Raw genomic sequence first — 16963 nt, 5'->3', positions numbered from 1 at the left:
CTCATACTCCTAAGTTATTTGCATATAATGAATTTGAAAAAAGTCTGGAGGCAGTGTGGCTGGTGGTGAAAAGAATGATGTGGCTGGTGTGGCTGAAACAGGGCAAATACTGGGTGTAATAGGGTGGTCAGGCAGCGGTAAAACAAGTTTGCTGGAACATCTGGTCAGTGAGTTGACGGCGGCAGGGCATAAGATCAATGTCGTGAAGCATAGTCATCATGATGTCACGATAGAGCCGCCACAAAAGGATAGCTCGCGCTTGCGCATGGCGGGCGCGCAGGATGTCTTGCTGGCTTCCCCGTACCGCTATGTGATTGCCCATGAGCTGAGGCAAGAAGCTGAGCCATCGCTGGATGAGTTGTTGAGCCGTTTGTCGCCAGCGGACTTGACGCTGGTCGAGGGTTATAAATGGGAGACCATGCCCAAGATTGAGGTTTACCGCCCATCCCTGGGCAAGCCGGCTATTTATCCCGAGGACGTACATGTAGCCCTGGTAGCATCCGATGTTGCCGCACCGGCAGATTTGCGGCCTGGCTTGCAATGGCTGGATTTAAACCAGCAGCAACTGGTGCTGGACTGGGTGCTTGCTGCGATGCAAAACAATAATTTAAAAAAAACCTGAAGTACCCCTAAAGACTTTGCTCAAGCCGCCGTTATCAATTGTAGATGGATAAGGAGAACTGTCATGGACGTAACCGGTATTGCCAGAGTGGCAACGACACTGGCGGATGTAGGTACTAGCCAGGCAGTAAGTATTGCTGTTTTGAAAAAGGCACAGGATATTACTGCTGAAAGCGCGACTGCGCTTATAGAGGCTATTCCAGATAATAAATCTGTCGCCAATCTGCCACCTAATCTGGGCAGGAATATCAATACGACAGCTTGATTGCTGTTTTTGTTAATAGATATTCAAACAGATGTCCAAAAAGCGCGCTGATAGCGCGCTTTTTGTTTGTGACTCCTGAAATGTTTCCTGGTGATTGTCTTGGTGACCACCCCTGGCCACCTGTGGCCTGATCTGACGCAAGCACATTATTTGCTGATCAGCGATAATCTCGCCATCTCTTTCTATCTGGATCTGGTATGGAACAAAATTCTTGGGGCTGGTCTGACCGCCTCAGCCTCAGTTATGAACCTATGGATGATACCCATAAGGAGTTCGTCGAACTATGTGCGGCTTTGTCTGAAGATAATCCGGCCACTTTCGTCGCCAGGCTGGATGCCCTGATCGTGCATTCCGTTGCGCATTTTGAGCAAGAGAACCAGTGGATGGCCGAAACGGCATTCCCGCCTGCAGGTTGTCACAGGCAAGAACATGATGCAGTACTTGAAGTGATGCAAGAGGTGCGGCGCAGGGTAGAGCTGGGCGAGACCGATCTGGCTACGCGACTGGCAGAAGAATTGCCTTTATGGTTCGAGCATCATGTCGATACCATGGACAATATGCTGGCGCGTTTCATGGCAAGCAATCCTGAAAAGATTGCCGATACTGCTATCGATACAGCTGCTGCCCAGGTTCAACCTGCCTGAACCCGTATTTCTATATCACCAAGACTGACAAGCTGGCCCGCACGGATTTTGGCGGTCTTGCGCAATTCCTGCTCACCATCAACACTAACATCTCCGCTGGCAACGATAGCCTTGCCAGCGCCACCGCTTTCGCACAGACCAACCAGTTTCAATAACTGGTTCAGTTCTACATATTCGCCTTCCAGGCTAAAACTCAGGCTTTGCATATAAATTCCTCTATCCTGCAATAAAAGGGACGCAGCTTACACTATTTTGCCAGACGCAAGGCGTGCATCTGCTTTCTCCAGCCACATTCTCAGTTGGGCAATCAGGTCTGTCTGACTGAAAGAACAGCTTTCTTCTGTAAACAGGCTGCCAGACTCCAGCCTGCTCAACAGGTTTTCCATGACTTCGGCAAATTGTGGTGGCAGGGCGACTAATAAATCAGTCTGGCTACGCCAGATTTTGCAAAAACCACTGATATTGATCTCATTACGAGATAAATTTTCGATACTTTGTCGCAATTCTTGGATGAAGTTAGGCATATAGAAACTTTTAGCTTGAAAAAAAGTCATAAGCTAGTAGGATAATCTCATCGCCGCCTGAATCCAAATGAAAATGTGCTGCGTAGAAGATAGTGCAGATAGCGTGACTGAAAATATTTTACGAAATTGTGTAAGTTTGCTTTATCTGCGCCGACTATAGGCTGTAGTTTTAAATTTTCCCATGTGGGATGTTGTGCTTAATTAAGTTCTTGAATCAATTTACAGGAGATGAACATGAGTAATAAAACAATGGTTGCAGTCGCACTGGCAGGTTTGTTGGGTTCCAGCATGGCAATGGCAGCAGAGCCAGCCAAAACAGAAAAATGCTTTGGCATTGCCAAGGCTGGTCAAAATGATTGCGCTACCAAGTCGGGTTCTCATTCTTGCGCTGGTCAATCCAAAAAAGACAATGACGCATCTGAATGGAAAAAAGTGCCAGCAGGTTCTTGCGAAAAAATGGGCGGCAAGCTGGAAGCTCCTAAGTCTTAAGTCTCAAGTTTTAAATTTGTTATTTTGATGGGCCGTTTTATCGTGGCTGATTTCTTTTGACTGATACGGCTCGCATAAACAATGAACCCACGCCCGCCCTGCAAGGGGTAGGTGTGGGTTTGCGCACTCAGCACTACCGTGATTTTCTGAATACACCTGCAACGGCATTGGTACCTGCACCCGCCCCCGCTGACTGGCTGGAGGTGCATTCAGAAAATTATTTTGGTGATGGTGGCTATGATTTGCATGTACTGCAAACTTTGCGCCAGGATTACCCCTTAAGCCTGCACGGTGTTGGCATGGGGCTGGGGTCAGCCCAGGGTTATTCTGATGTGCATATCTCACGCTTGCAGCGTTTGATAGAACGCACGGAACCTGCACTGGTTTCTGAGCACCTTTGCTGGGGAGCCATCGCTGGCAGGCATTTGAATGATCTTTTGCCTTTGCCACTGATGCACAGCGCCCTCGACCTGGTATGCCAGCGAGTTGATGACTTGCAGTCGCGTTTGCAAAGACAGGTCTTGATAGAAAATGTCTCGACGTATTTGCGCTTTGCCCAGGATGATATGTCAGAAGCAGAGTTCCTGGCTGCGCTGGTCAGCCGTACCGGCTGTGGCATTTTGCTCGACATTAATAATCTGTATGTGAACCAACACAATCATGGTGAAGATGCGTTGCATGCCTTGCGCATCATGGCAGGTTTGCCAGTTGGTGCGATAGGTGAAATCCATCTGGCAGGGCACTTGCAAACCGATATCTGCCTGGTCGATGATCATGGCAGCCAGGTTGCTGATCCGGTGTGGTTATTGTTTAAGCAGGCAACGCAGATGCTGCCTGCAGGCATACCCGTATTAATAGAGTGGGATACAGCAATCCCTGATCTGCCTGTGCTTTTGGGCGAGGCGCATAAAGCCAGGCAAATTCTGGCAACAACGCCAAGGCCAACGTCAACGCCGGCGCCATCGCAAGAGATAGCGGCAGCCTGATGCGTACGCAGATTGATGCCGCTATGGACGCGCTTTCGCTTACCGAGATTCAGTCGCAATTTGCCCAGGCATTATTGCAACCATCCTTTGCAACGCAGACCGCTGCCTTATTTAATGCTCACCCCCATCAGGATGACAGGCTGGCCTTGTACCGCGGCAACCTGACTGCCATCTGGACGGCGGCATTGAAAAACGCTTTTCCCGTCCTGTATCAATTGGTGGGTGATGATTACTTTGAACAGCTGGTGCGTGCGTTTGGCCGTGCCTTTCCTTCAGAATCGGGTGACCTGAATCAGTTTGGCGCAAAGCTTGCTGCATTCCTGCAAACCACACCTGATGCCGCAGATTACCCTTATTTTTCTGATGTCGCCGCGCTGGAGTGGCAGATACATGCTGCATATTATGCTGCTGATGCAGAAGCTCTCAGCCTGACAAACCTGTTACAGGCAGTGGCTGCATCGGGGCAAGATGTGCAGGCTGTGTGGCTGTTGTTTCATCCTGCTGTCAGTCTATATACTGCTGAACTGGATAGTGTGACTATCTGGTTTGCTCATCAGGTACATGCCGACGCGGGGTTCCCGGAAAATATCAGGCAGGCTTGTTATGGACTTGTCAGCAGACCCCATTGGTCGGTTGAATTGCAGGGAATCAGCAAGGCCAGCTTTTTAGCGTTGACTGCTTTGCAGCAGGGCAGCAACCTCGGCACTGCGTTGGAAATTGCACTTGATACAGACGGTGAATTTGATATCAATGCCCAATTACAATCCTGGTTTGCCAATGGATTATTTGCCAATTTCAAATTCCCTGAAAATCAGCTGTAAGGAATTCATCAGCAGACAGACTAAGTTGCAGGAGACTAATTGGAGAATTTCTATGTATAACACCCTGCAATACTTTCATCGCCTGAGCACTCGTTTTGATGACAAGCTCAATGTATGGGGCGGCTCAGTCCTCTGTCTGGCACTCCGGCTATATGTGGGCTGGCAATTTTTTAAAGCAGGTCAGTTGAAAATAACTGACTGGCAATCTACCCTGTCCTTGTTCCGTGAAGAATACATGGTGCCCATCATACCGCCCGAACTGGCTGCCTGGATGGGGGCGGGTGGGGAGTTGGTTCTGCCTGTCTTGCTGCTACTAGGTATTTTTTCCCGTCCGGCAGCACTGGCTTTGTTTGCCGTTAATCTAATGGCAGTGATTTCCTACCCGCAGTTATTTGAACTGGAATGTCCAGCGGCAATCAACTCGCACTTTTATTGGGGAATCTTATTACTGGTACTGGTCAGCTTTGGGCCCGGCAAGTTGTCTTTGGATGCCTGGCTGGATAAAGGCAAGACCGCGAATACTGCAAGTTAAGTTTGTAAATCACGCCACGAAATCAGAGCCCACTAAGCCGGGCTCTTTTTTTGGGTCAATTTTGCACTATTTTTTGTACTATTATTGGATGAACTTATCCTCTATGTATTAGTCAAATCGCTAAACAAAGTCTGGCCTGCCTGGCGGCAGAGCGGATATAGCGCAAATACACTGGAATATCTTCATCATGCAAAACAAATTTCGCTTTCGTAATGCCCAGGGTCAGATTCAATGGCGCACTCCCGTCGTGACCGTTGTTGCACTGGCAATTTGCAGTGGTCTCTGGATGTTTTATTCCAGCAAAATGACTGCGCAAGCCAGTACCAATGAAAAAAAACAGGCCGACAAGGAAGTCGTCTATGAACTGGCTGCTGCAGATATCGCCAGTGCAGAACTCAAGGAATTGTCAGCACAACTGCCCATCTCGGGTTCGCTGGTGCCTGATAGCCAGGTCACCGTGCGTGCCAAGGTTATTGCTGAAGTTGCCGATGCTTCCCTGCAAGAGGGCATGGCAGTACAAAAAGGCCAGATCATTGCCCGCTTTACCGCTGCCGACTTGCATGCGCGCCTGACCACGCAAGAAGCTGCAGTTGATGAAGCCCAGGCCAGATTGGCGCTAGCGCAAAAAAACCGCCTGTCCAACGAGACTTTGTTGAAACAAAACTATATTTCACAAAATGCCTACGACACCACCCACAATGGGCTGGAGCTGGCACAGGCCAGCCTGAAGTCGGCATTGTCGCAAAAACAGGTGGCGCAACTGGCACTGGCAGACACGCAAGTACGTTCGCCGCTGGATGGTTACATCAGCAAGCGCCACGTGCAGGCAGGTGAAAAAGTATCGCCAGATACTGCCCTGTACAGCATCGTCAATCTCCGCCACATGACGCTGGAAGCGCAAGTACCCGCAAGTGAAATCCCGCGGGTCAGGACAGGGCAAAAAGTCGCGTTCCAGGTCGATGGTTTTGGCAAGCGCGAATTCGTCGGCAAAGTAGCGCGCATCAACCCATCGACAGAAACAGGCTCACGTTCCATGATGGTATACATCGCCGTCGATAATGCAGATGCAGCATTGCGGGGCGGCATGTTCGCCAAGGGTAGCCTGGTGCTGGAAAAATCAGCAACGGCCACGACCGTGCCGCTGACTGCCGTGCGCCAGGTGAATGGTGCTGATGTCGTCTATCAGATCATTAATGATCAGGTGAAAATGCAAACTGTCAAACTGGGTTTGCGCAGTGAAGACGAAGGCAAGGTACAAATTGTGCAGGGGCTCGATGCCGGTGCAGTGCTGATTTCTTCCCGTCTTGATGGCGTCAAATCCGGTAGCAAGGTGAAGATGCCCAAGCCTACTCCAGCATCAAAGGTCTGAGCCATGTGGATGACCAAAGTCAGTATACAAAACCCGGTGTTTGCCACCATGGTCATGATAGGCCTGATGGTGCTCGGTATTTTTTCATACCGGGGCCTGGGCCTGGAAAACATGCCCAATGTTGAGTCACCCGGTGTCTGGATGGAAGTGCTTTACCCGGGCGCTTCGCCAGAGATCGTTGAAAATGACATCACCAAACCGGTAGAAAATGTCGTCAATACCATCAGCGGCGTCAAGCGCATCATGGCTAGTTCCTATGAGGGCAGGGCTGGCATCTGGATAGAGTTCCAGTTGTCCGTCAATGGCGACAAGGTCTTGCAGGAAGTGCGCGACAAAGTGGCGCAGATACGCCCTGGCTTCCCGCGTGATGTGAAAGACCCTTTCATCGTCAAGGGCGGTGATGGTAATGGCCGCCCGGTTGTGCAAATGGCGATCAGTTCTGGTGAGCGCAGCTTGCGTGATCTGTCGAATATGACAGACCAGATCATCGTCAAGAAATTGCAAAGCGTGCCAGGTGTGGGCAGGGTCGATGTGCGTGGTGCTGTGGTGCGCCAGGTGCAGGTCAAGCTTTTGCCTGACCGCATGGCAGCTAACCATATCGGCGTCAATGAAGTATTGGCTGCGATACAGAGCACCAATCAAAACATGCCGGCAGGTTTGATTACCCGTGGTTCGCAAGATCAACTGGTCAGGCTGGAAGCCAAGATTGCGGACACCCGCGGCTTCAATAAAGTCATCGTTGCCCGCCGTGCCGGTGCGCCTGTCTATCTGGAACAGATTGCAGAAGTGCAGGATGGTGAAAAGGAAGAATATTCCATCTCACGTGTGAATGGACAAAGATCAGTTGCGGTCGCGATCAGCCGCATACAGGATGCCAATATTGTTGAGGTAGGCGACGGCATCATGGAAGCGATTGCTGATCTTAAAACGCGCCTGCCCAAAGACGTGCAAATGACCATCAGTGAAAACAATGCTGACTTTGTCAGGCACTCCCTCGACGGCGTCAAAGAAACCATACTCGAAGGTGCAGGCCTGACAGTGCTGATCGTTTTCCTGTTTCTGCATTCCTGGCGCAGTACCATCATCACCGGCCTGACTTTACCTATTTCGGTGATTGCGACTTTCATTGCACTCAAGGCTTTTGGTTTTACCCTGAATTTTTTGACCATGATGGCACTGTCACTCTGCATAGGTTTGCTGATTGATGATGCCATCGTTGTGCGGGAAAATATAGTCCGGCACCTGGGCATGGGCAAGGGACACAAGCAGGCAGCAGAAGATGGCACCAATGAAATTGGCCTGGCGGTCATGGCGACTACCTTTGCCATCGTCGCCGTGTTCGTGCCCGTGGCTTTCATGCAGGGCATGATAGGCAAATTCTTTTTCCAGTTCGGCATTACCGTGACCGTGGCCGTGCTGGTATCGCTGTTCGTCAGTTTTACGCTAGACCCCATGTTGTCATCGGTATGGCGCGATCCTGAGCAAGACCGCTTCAAACGTCTGCCCTGGCTGGCCAAATTCATGAATGCCATAGAGCATGGCATAGAAAAGCTGCACGTCATTTATGGCAAGTTACTGCAACTGGTTTTGCGCAAACGTAAAACCACCTTGTTGCTGGCGACTTCTTTATTTGCTGGCAGTTTTTTCCTGGTGCCCATGATAGGTACTGAATTCGTACCTGAAGCAGATGAAGGCCAGATCACCATCAACCTGAAAACTCCGGTAGGTTCCAGCCTGCAATATACCGACGATAAAACTCACCAGGTTGAGGCTGTTCTGAAGGAGATGAAAGACATCCAGACCATCAACACCTCGGTCGGTATTGAGAATGAAAGAAATACTGCACAAATCAATATGAAGCTCAGTGAAAAGCGCATCAGCCATCGCAAATCACAAAAGCAGATGGAGATGCAAATACGTGAGCGCTTGAAAAGCATACCGGGTATAGAAATGGCAGTAGGTTTCGACAAGCCTATCTATGTTGCGATACTCGGCCCCGATGCAGACAAGTTGCAGGACGTTATTGATAGTGTCATGAAAAAAATGGCGGGTATCAAAGGTATCGCCGATCTGGAGAGCAGCCTGACAGGCGCTAACCCTACTGTTCTGGTCAAGGTCAATAATGAGCTGGCAAACGACCTGGGCTTGTCAGTACAGCAGATAGGCGCTGCGCTGCGCCCCTTTGTCGCGGGCGATACCCTGGGTCAATGGCTGGCACCGGATGGTCAAAATTATGAAATCAATGTGCAATTGCCGAAATCAGGCAGGCAAAAAATTTCTGACCTTGGCGACCTGTCACTTGCGAGTAGCAAGATTGATGCGAACGGCAAACCTATGATGGTGCCTTTGCGCCAGGTCGTGCAATTTATTCCCAGCACCAGCCCGCGCGTTATCAAGCGTCAGGACTTGCAGCGCCGTGCAGCGATCTATGCCAACGTCGAAGGCCGCCCAGCCGGTGACGTAGGGGCTGAAGTGCAAAAACTGGTGAAGACCATAGAACTGCCACCAGGCTACCGCTTTGATATTGGTGGGCAGACCAGGGAAATGCAGGAATCCTTCCAGGCTGCCGTGGCAGCACTCGGTATAGCAGTGATCTTTATTTACCTGATTCTGGCTTCGCAATTCGGCAGCTTCCTGCAACCATTGGCGATCATGACTGCCTTGCCGTTTTCATTGATCGGTGTACTGCTGGCTTTGCTGATTACTGGCAGTACCCTGAATATTTTCTCCATCATCGGCTTCATCATGCTCATGGGCCTGGTGACCAAGAATGCGATCCTGCTGGTTGATTTTATCAATCAGGCGCAAAAGCAGGGCATGAGCCAGTTTGATGCAGTGCTGGCTGCCGGACAGGTGCGCTTGCGTCCCATCATGATGACAACGCTGGCGATGATATTTGGTATGCTGCCCATGGCCATGGGGATTAGCGATGGTGCAGAAACCCAGGCACCAATGGGCCGGGCAGTGATAGGCGGCATCATTACATCGACGCTGCTGACTTTGCTTGTCGTGCCTATCGCCTATACTTATCTGGATAATCTGGGCAAAAAGGCGAAAGCTTATTTTGCTCATCGTGAACCAGCGCGTGAACCATCACCAGTAACCGCAGCTGTGCCCGTGGTGCAGGATTAAAGCGAAAAAATTCTATCTTGAAGCAGGTATTTGCGTATCGAAAAAGGTATACTTGCCGCCCGTAAAAAGAGAAGCCTGCGAGGTCTCTTTTTCATTGATTTTTTAAGAGTGTTGTATTTGCCCCTTATGGAAAATCTTTGGGGCAAGTTCAGGCTAAATTTTTAAGAGTGTTTACTCTAGATGTGAAATTTTCGCTATTCACCAAATTGCGTAAATGACATACTGTTTGCTAAGTTTTAGAACGCTCGTTCCATTTTATGTGGTACTGGTTAAATCTACTGACTTGCAAAAAAATACTTAACAGGAGACAACAATGCGTCAAACTCACATTGCACTGGGTCTGCTTTCTGCTGCCGTTTTAACGGCTTGCGGTGGCGGCGGTAGTGCTGGTCCAGTCATCGATAACACACCTGCCCGCGGCACTCTGGTCGCCAATCCACCTGTACTGGTGCCTATTCCTCAGGCAAGTGGTCCGGCATTGACCAAGCTTGATCCGGTCGTTTTCAAAGCTTCCCTGGATGCTGCCAAACCAGGTTTGACACAGATCACAGGCGCTCCCAAGTGCGAAATCAGCACTTACTACATGAAATACACCACAGTCGGCGGCGCTAATGAAGCGACTGACGCAACTGGCGCCATCATGGTTCCATCTGGCAGCGATCCGGCATGTACCGGCCCACGTCCGGTCATCCTGTATGCCCATGGCACGACAGTGGAAAAATCCTTCAACATGGCCAACCTGCGTGACAACTCGGAAGCCATCCTGATGGCCGCCATGTATGCAGCGCAAGGCTTCATCGTGGTTGCACCTAACTATGCAGGCTACGATACTTCTGCACTGACTTATCATCCTTACCTGAATGCTGAACAGCAAGCCAATGACATGGTCGATTCCCTGCGTGCTGCACGCAAGGCTTTCGCGACTATCGGCGCGCAGGATTCTGGCAAGCTGGTCATCAGTGGTTATTCACAAGGCGGTCACGTTGCCATGGCAACGCAACGCGCGATGCAAACAACCTATGCTTCCGAATTCAAGGTAAGCGCATTGGCTGGTATGTCCGGTCCTTATGCGATGTCCTTGCTGGGTGATGCCACTTTTGCTGGCAGCCCGAACGCAGGTGGCACGGTATTCATCCCGCTGATCACAACCAGCTGGCAAAAATCCTACGGTGGTTTGTATTCCAGCCCGAACGAAGTCTATGAAGACAAATATGCAACAGGCATAGAAACACTGTTGCCAGGCGCATTGACCTTCAATGATCTGTTCACGACTGCTAAATTGCCAGCGTATGCGATGTTTGCCAAAGACTCTTTGCCAGGTCCATCATCTCCAGCATTTGCAGCCTTCTTTGGTGACGGTAACCTGGTGAAAACCAGCTATCGCAATACCTATCTGGCTGATGCACAGAAAAATCCTTGCAACGTCAATCCTGCAGATCCTTTGAACTGTACTCCTGCCAATTCTTTCCGTAAGGCTGGCGTGAAAAACGACTTGCGTAACTATGTACCTAACGTACCAGTCATGCTGTGCGGTGGTAACGGCGATCCTACCGTGTTCTTCGCAAGTACACAGGCAACAGCAGGCTTCTTCCAGGCTAAAGGCTTGCCAGCAGCAGCGTTGACAGTATTGGACGTCGATTCTTCCCCAACCAGCGCAGCTGATCCATTTGCTGCAGCTAAAGTTGGTTTTGCCCAAAGCAAGCAGGCAGCAATCAATGCTGCGATTGCTGCCAAGGTAGATCCAACGACAGCGGTTGCCAGCCAGTACCACGGTACTCTGGTGCCACCGTTCTGTAACGCTGCATCACGCGCGTTCTTCCAACAAGTTTTGGCTAAATAAGAAAGGACGACTCCATGAAAAAAATTCATTTCGCCGTCAGTGCACTGTTTGGTCTGGCTTGCGTTTCTTCTGCTCATGCTTATGAAAATTCTGTGCGAGCAGGTGTTCTCAATGTTCAGGTTCATTCTGAATCGCCGGACTTTACCAGCAATGGCCCGGCATTCTTAACACCACAGCCAGCAGGCCTGGTCGTTCAGAATGCAACTACGGTCGTATTTGGTTACACCCGCCGTATCAATGATCATCTGGATTTTGATTTCGTTGCCGGTATCCCGCCTGAGCATGAAGTGACAGGACGTGGTACGTTGGCACCTTATGGTGTGATTTCCAAGGTCAAACAACGCGCACCTACTTTTTTTCTCAATTACAATTTTGGCGCACCGACTGATGCATTCCGTCCGTTCGTTGGTCTTGGTTTGAATTACACACAGTTCTTTGATGCTAAATCAACTGCTGTAGGTAATATCGCTACTGGCGGGCCAACAAAAATTGATTTGAAAGATTCCGTTGGTTTGGCGGGGCAGGTAGGTGTCAATTACCATTTCAACGACCGCTGGTTTGTCAGTGCTTCTATTGCAGCTGCCAAAGTCAAATCCGACATGACAGCAACGACAGGTAGTATCGAGCGCAAAACAACAATCGATTTCCGCCCAGTTGTATTCGGTGTAGCTCTGGGTTATAGCTTCTAAGCGAAACGTCAAAAACTAGAAAAGGGTTCCAATGTAAATTGGAACCCTTTTTTATTTACTGCGTCGGCTTAAACATCATCGCTTAAAGCCTGAGCGATTTAGTTGCGCAAACCTGGCCTGCAAGATACTGTCTGCGCGACCTGGTCACGGTGACCCAGCTTGCACACCTATCAGCTATGTTTTTTCTTGCTCAGCTTCAGATTGGCAAGCAAAGTCTTGCCATGACGTGCAGGTGCTGCTGTGTGGTGGGTGACTTTAGGTGTTGGTGCAGCGCGGCGGCTGCCTGCGGCTGCCAGCATATTGGTCTGGTTGACCTGGGTGACAATAGGGGTCTGTATATGCAGGGTCTGGCCGTGGGCCACATTTTCACGTTTCAGGTGATTCCAGGTCTTCAGTTCTGCGACGCTGACGCGGAAGCGTTTGGCGATTGCAGCCAGGTTATCGTGCTTGCTGACCTTGTAACTGACCTGGCGGGTAGAAGTTTTTTCTATGACCAGTTGCGCTTTTTCAGCAATTTCCAGGGAGATATCATTGTCTGGCGCCTTGGCCGACTTTGGTACCAGCAAGGTCGAGCCCGCCTTGACCATCATTTTTGCAGGAATGAAATTCACTTCGCGCACTACCTCAGGCTTGAGCCCGAGTTTGCTTGCCAGCGCTTCTACTCGCTCGGTTTTTTGTACAGTGTGGGCAGACCAGCTGGACAAAGGACCTTGCCACTTGTTCAGATTTTCTTTGAACAGGGCAGCATTATCCGTAGGCAGCAAAATTTTTGTGCCTGTGCCGCCGGTAATAACAGGGCGGCTGAATTGTGGGTTCAATGCGGTAAATTCATCGAGTGGCAGCTCTGCCAGTTGGGCAGCTACGCGCACGTCGATATCGCGGGTTTTTTCAACCGAGACAAAGTAGGGCTGATTATCCAGTTTGGGCAGCGCCAGATTGAATTGCTCAGGATGGCCAATGATGTTTTTAACTGCCTGCAGTTTTGGCAGGTAATTTTTAGTCTCATTTGGCATATGCACCGACAGACTCTGGAAGTCTATCGGCAAGCCTTGCGCCTGTTGTTTCTTGATGGCGCGTTGCACCGAGCCTTCGCCCCAGTTATAGGCCGCCAGCGCCAGTTGCCAGTCGCCGAACATGCCATACAGTTTTTCCAGGTAATTCAGGGCGGCATCGGTAGAGTCGATGACACCGCGCCTGTCATCCTTGAACATGGTCTGCTTCAGGTTGAAGTCGCGGCCTGTCGCTGCCATAAACTGCCACATGCCGGTTGCTTTGGCAGTGGAAATGGCTTGAGGATTAAACGCGGATTCTATGAAGGGCAGCAGGGCCAGTTCAGTGGGCATGCCACGTTTTTCCAGCTCTTCGACCACATGATACAGATAGCGTGAACCACGCTGAACAGTACGCAAGATATATTCAGTACGAGTGCCATACCAGGCTAGTTGATTGGTGACCAACTGGTTTTCAAGATCAGGGATGGCGTAACCGGCGCGTACCCGTTCCCATAAATCTGCGGCCTTGTCATCTATGGGAATGACGGCTGCATCAGGAGGCAATTCCTGCGGAATGACTGGATTGGTGGCGGCTTGTACTGCGTTGGTAGTTTCTGGTGCTGATACCAGCGAGAAAACCGGAGGGATTGCGTCTGCAAGACATATTTGTGGTGCCAGGCCAGCTAGTAGAGCGGCGGTCAATATGCTTGGAGAGTGTAGTCGGAATCGTTTCATAGGCAATGAATTGTCTAATCGACCATAGTCGACGTGGATTGCAGAATCGTGTGAGTGTACGCAAGTGCAGTTTGCAGCGTCAAGAAAAATGTCAGTTGAATGACAAGTTTTACATCTGTTACATGGGGTCGCCTTCAGATTTTACTTTTTCCTCAGTGGAAAATCTGTAAATACCATCTAATGTCGCTTTACATGAAGTTATATATCTCCAATTCCGTCTTTTATCGTAATTTTACTGGCGCTGATTTCCTGTTTTAATTTATTTGACAAGGAAATATAGGGAGGGCATTAAGACACTTGTTGCCAAAGAATATTGAAATACAATACACATCCTCATCGATGTATCTATTTAGTCTGGACGTGGCCCATGCAAAGCACATTGAAACCCTTGATATTGGCAATCGCCACCATGAGCGCAGGTCTGGCAACTGCCGACACGATTATCGATAACGTCCGGGGCTACACTCTGAATCAAGAGGGAAAGCTGCAGCACTTTGAGTCGCTGGCTTTTGATTATGCAGGCAAAGTAATTGGAATTGGTAGGACTAAAGAGCTGGTCACCAGATTGCCCAAGGCCAGACATGTCGATGGTGGAGGTAAAACCTTGTTGCCTGGCATGATAGATGCACATGGTCATGTATTGAGTCTGGGGGCAAGTCAGATGCAACTCAGTTTGCGCGCTACTGCCAATCTGGCAGAAGCGCAAAAGGCTATTGCTGATTATGCAAGTCGCTTTCCTTTGAACCAGTGGATCATGGGTGGCGAGTGGAATCAGGCAAACTGGAAGCTGGGCCGTTTTCCCACTGCGCAAGAGATAGATGCAGTCGTCAAAGACCGCCCGGTCTGGTTGTCGCGGGTAGATGGTCATGCTGGTTGGGCCAATAGCAAAGCCTTGCAACTGGCCGGTATTACAGAAAATACCCCTGACCCTGCCGGAGGCAAGATAGAAAAAGATGCCCAGGGCAAGCCTACCGGCATACTCGTCGATGCGGCCATGCGCCTGGTTGATAAGGTGGTACCGCCTGCGTCGAATGCCGAGCAAAGAGCTGCCCTGGACCTGGCCTTGCAGGAACTGGCCAAGGTCGGCGTCACCAGTGTGCATGATGCTGGTGTTTCAGAATCTGCCGACAAATTATTCCGAGAATATGCAGATCAGGGCAAATTGACGACGCGTATCTATGGCATGGTGCGTGGCACCGATAGTTTTTTCGACAAAGTGTCGCAACAAGGTCCTTTGCTGACATATGGGCGTGACTTTTACTCTCTGCGTGCGGTAAAGCTGTTTGCTGATGGCGCACTCGGCAGCCGTGGCGCGGCCTTGATGGCACCATATTCAGATGCGCCACATACACATGGACTGCTGTTCAAGACTTCCGATGAGATGTACGCCATGATAGAAAAAGCCGCAAACAAGGGCTATCAGGTGAATGTGCATGCGATAGGCGATGCCAGCAACCGCCAGATACTGGATGGCTTTGCCCGCTTGCCAGCATCAGCATCCAGCAACTTACGCCACCGCATAGAGCATGCGCAAGTCGTGGCTCTGGATGATATTCCACGCTTCAAACAACTTGGTATCTTGCCCTCCATGCAGCCTACTCATGCGACATCAGACATGAATATGGCCGAGGACAGAGTAGGGGCTGAGCGCATCAAGGGTGCTTATGCGTGGCGCAGTTTCTTGCAGCAGGGTTCACGCATAGCCTGTGGTTCGGACTTCCCGATAGAGTCCCCCAATCCATTCTGGGGTGTGCATGCAGCCGTCACCCGTCAGGATATGACGGGCAAGCCTGCGCAAGGCTGGTATGCCAAGCAAGCCATGACGGTGCAGGAAGCCTTGCGCTGCTTCACTATTGATGCCGCCTATGCAGCACATCAGGAAAATACGCTTGGCACACTGGAAGCAGGCAAGTGGGCAGACTTCATCCTCATAGACCAGGATATGCTGAATATGCCCGCCACCGATATTTACAAGATCAAGGTCTTGCAAACCTGGGTGGCTGGCAAGCAGGTTTATTCAGCCATTCAATAAAGCCTGCTTTCATGATGATGCAGTGCGGTTCAGGCCGCCTGCAGTTGCAATTGTTTTTCCTGTATGGGCAAGTGCACCAGGGCAGCAGCGATTGCCAGGGCGATATCGATATACCAGAGCAAATTGAAGTTGCCATTTGCCTCCAGTACCTTGCCACCCAGCCAGACACCCAGGAATCCACCGATCTGATGTGTCAGCATGACGATGCCAAACAGGCTGGCCATATTTGCCGGGCCAAACAACTTCGCTACCAGGCCGGCAGTCGGTGGTACCGTCGATAAGAACGTCAGCCCCATAACAGCGGCAAATATCAATACGACAGTACCGTTTTTAGGTGCTAGCAAAAACAGGATGATCGCAATGGCACGTGTCGCATACAGCAAGGACAGCAGCGATTTCATACGCCACTTGCCAACTGCCCAGCCCATGGAAATGCTGCCTATGATATTGAACAGGCCCAGCATGGCCAGCGCCCAGCCGCCAAACTCTGCAGGCAAACCACACAGGCTGATTACGCCCGGCAAATGGGTGGCAAGAAAAGCCACGTGGAAGCCGCAGACAAAAAAGCCTGCTGCCAGCATCAGGTAGCTGGGATTTTTCAGGGCGATGGAGATTGCTTTGGACGTGCTGACAGGTGCTTGTCCGGTACTGGCAGCTTGTACTGGTTTGCCGCGCAACAGATAGGCAGCGGGCAAGGCCAGCAAGACTATCAAGCCCATGATCTGCATGGCATTATTCCAGCCATACAAACCCATCAGCGTGATGGCGATTGGTGCCATCAAAAACTGACCAAAAGAGCCGCCAGCATTCACGATGCCAGTAGCAATGCCACGCCTTTCTGCCGGGATCATGCGTGTGGCAGTCGCCATCAGCACCGCTGGCCCGGCCATGCCAGCACCACCAGCCGCCAGCATGCCTATGGCAAAGATCAGGCCTGCCGTTGTCGTCATCAGCGGCGTGATGAAAGTGCCCACGGCCACCAGAATGATACCTGCGCACAAGACGCGGCCAGCACCCATTTTGTCGGCAAAGGCCCCCGCAAATGGCTGTGTCAGGCCCCACCACAATTGCCCAAAGGCGAAAGCCAGGCTGATATTGCCTGCGCCCAGGCCAGTGGCAGTATTCATGGGACTTAAAAACAGCCCCATGCTTTGCCGCGCCCCCATGGTCAGGGCAAAAGTGCCAGCGGTACCCAATAGCACTAGCCAGATAGCTGGATATTTGTGCAATAGATTGTTCCTGATATCCATATCGTTTTCCGTGAATGAAAGGCCTTGCTTAATTTAAATGAT

Annotated in this window: 16 protein-coding genes; 12 read left to right on the top strand and 4 right to left on the bottom strand. The window is 50.6% G+C overall.

The annotated features are described in order from the left end of the window. Nucleotides 1–55: 55 nt before the first annotated feature. The 3 genes from mobB to ACO0LN_RS18155 all read left to right on the top strand — a co-directional run bounded on the left by mobB (nt 56) and on the right by ACO0LN_RS18155 (nt 1530). Nucleotides 56–622, top strand: a complete 567-nt coding sequence (gene mobB / locus ACO0LN_RS18165; RefSeq protein ID WP_422976167.1) for a molybdopterin-guanine dinucleotide biosynthesis protein B — start codon at nt 56–58, stop codon at nt 620–622. A 63-nt stretch (nt 623–685) separates the two neighbouring features. Next, nucleotides 686–886, top strand: coding sequence for a YjfB family protein (locus ACO0LN_RS18160; RefSeq protein WP_162059510.1), 201 nt, complete (start codon nt 686–688; stop codon nt 884–886). A 197-nt stretch (nt 887–1083) separates the two neighbouring features. Next, nucleotides 1084–1530 carry a hemerythrin domain-containing protein gene (locus ACO0LN_RS18155; protein WP_422976165.1) on the top strand — a complete coding sequence of 149 codons (447 nt, stop codon included), beginning with the start codon at nt 1084–1086 and terminating at the stop codon, nt 1528–1530. Here ACO0LN_RS18155 and ACO0LN_RS18150 read toward each other — a convergent pair. Both ACO0LN_RS18150 and ACO0LN_RS18145 read right to left on the bottom strand, forming a co-directional pair. Continuing rightward, nucleotides 1518–1736 (bottom strand): RNA-binding S4 domain-containing protein, encoded by a 219-nt coding sequence (locus ACO0LN_RS18150; RefSeq protein ID WP_422950582.1) that lies wholly within the window; start codon nt 1734–1736, stop codon nt 1518–1520. The two genes, ACO0LN_RS18155 and ACO0LN_RS18150, sit on opposite strands and share 13 nt — an antisense overlap. Before the next feature lie 36 nt (nt 1737–1772). Continuing rightward, complete coding sequence (locus ACO0LN_RS18145) at nt 1773–2054, bottom strand: hypothetical protein (RefSeq protein ID WP_422976163.1); 282 nt, start codon at nt 2052–2054, stop codon at nt 1773–1775. Nucleotides 2055–2288: 234 nt separating this feature from the next. Between ACO0LN_RS18145 and ACO0LN_RS18140 the strand changes: the two genes are divergently transcribed. The 8 genes from ACO0LN_RS18140 (at nt 2289) to ACO0LN_RS18105 (ending at nt 11912) form a co-directional block, all read left to right on the top strand. Beyond that, entirely contained in the window at nt 2289–2543 is a 255-nt protein-coding gene (locus ACO0LN_RS18140; protein ID WP_422950580.1) for a DUF2282 domain-containing protein, read from the top strand. Nucleotides 2544–2599: 56 nt separating this feature from the next. Then, complete coding sequence (locus tag ACO0LN_RS18135; RefSeq protein WP_422976161.1) at nt 2600–3529, top strand: DUF692 domain-containing protein; 930 nt, start codon at nt 2600–2602, stop codon at nt 3527–3529. Then, nucleotides 3529–4350, top strand: a complete 822-nt coding sequence (locus tag ACO0LN_RS18130) for a putative DNA-binding domain-containing protein (RefSeq protein WP_422976159.1) — start codon at nt 3529–3531, stop codon at nt 4348–4350. Before ACO0LN_RS18135 ends, ACO0LN_RS18130 begins: the two co-directional genes overlap by 1 nt. A gap of 52 nt (nt 4351–4402) precedes the next feature. After that, nucleotides 4403–4882 carry a DoxX family protein gene (locus tag ACO0LN_RS18125; protein WP_422976157.1) on the top strand — a complete coding sequence of 160 codons (480 nt, stop codon included), beginning with the start codon at nt 4403–4405 and terminating at the stop codon, nt 4880–4882. 187 nt (nt 4883–5069) lie between these two features. After that, entirely contained in the window at nt 5070–6251 is a 1182-nt protein-coding gene (locus ACO0LN_RS18120; RefSeq protein WP_422976155.1) for an efflux RND transporter periplasmic adaptor subunit, read from the top strand. Between the two features lie 3 nt (nt 6252–6254). Then, nucleotides 6255–9383 carry an efflux RND transporter permease subunit gene (locus ACO0LN_RS18115; protein WP_422976153.1) on the top strand — a complete coding sequence of 1043 codons (3129 nt, stop codon included), beginning with the start codon at nt 6255–6257 and terminating at the stop codon, nt 9381–9383. A gap of 313 nt (nt 9384–9696) precedes the next feature. Then, on the top strand, nt 9697–11223 hold the full coding sequence (locus ACO0LN_RS18110; RefSeq protein ID WP_422976151.1) for an alpha/beta hydrolase: 1527 nt from the start codon (nt 9697–9699) through the stop codon (nt 11221–11223). Between the two features lie 14 nt (nt 11224–11237). Next, nucleotides 11238–11912, top strand: a complete 675-nt coding sequence (locus ACO0LN_RS18105; protein WP_162059500.1) for an OmpW/AlkL family protein — start codon at nt 11238–11240, stop codon at nt 11910–11912. Between the two features lie 170 nt (nt 11913–12082). Here ACO0LN_RS18105 and ACO0LN_RS18100 read toward each other — a convergent pair whose 3' ends face one another. Further along, nucleotides 12083–13639 carry a transglycosylase SLT domain-containing protein gene (locus ACO0LN_RS18100; protein ID WP_422976148.1) on the bottom strand — a complete coding sequence of 519 codons (1557 nt, stop codon included), beginning with the start codon at nt 13637–13639 and terminating at the stop codon, nt 12083–12085. 367 nt (nt 13640–14006) lie between these two features. On the opposite strand from ACO0LN_RS18100, the gene ACO0LN_RS18095 reads away from it, so the two are divergent. After that, on the top strand, nt 14007–15671 hold the full coding sequence (locus ACO0LN_RS18095; RefSeq protein WP_422976146.1) for an amidohydrolase: 1665 nt from the start codon (nt 14007–14009) through the stop codon (nt 15669–15671). Nucleotides 15672–15700: 29 nt separating this feature from the next. On the opposite strand, the gene ACO0LN_RS18090 is transcribed toward ACO0LN_RS18095, so the two are convergent. Continuing rightward, nucleotides 15701–16921 carry an MFS transporter gene (locus ACO0LN_RS18090; protein ID WP_422976144.1) on the bottom strand — a complete coding sequence of 407 codons (1221 nt, stop codon included), beginning with the start codon at nt 16919–16921 and terminating at the stop codon, nt 15701–15703. Nucleotides 16922–16963 lie beyond the last annotated feature (42 nt).

The sequence above is a fragment of the Undibacterium sp. TC9W genome, from assembly GCF_049339865.1.
GTDB lineage: Bacteria > Pseudomonadota > Gammaproteobacteria > Burkholderiales > Burkholderiaceae_D > Undibacterium.
This window is presented reverse-complemented; position numbering and strand designations above follow the sequence as displayed.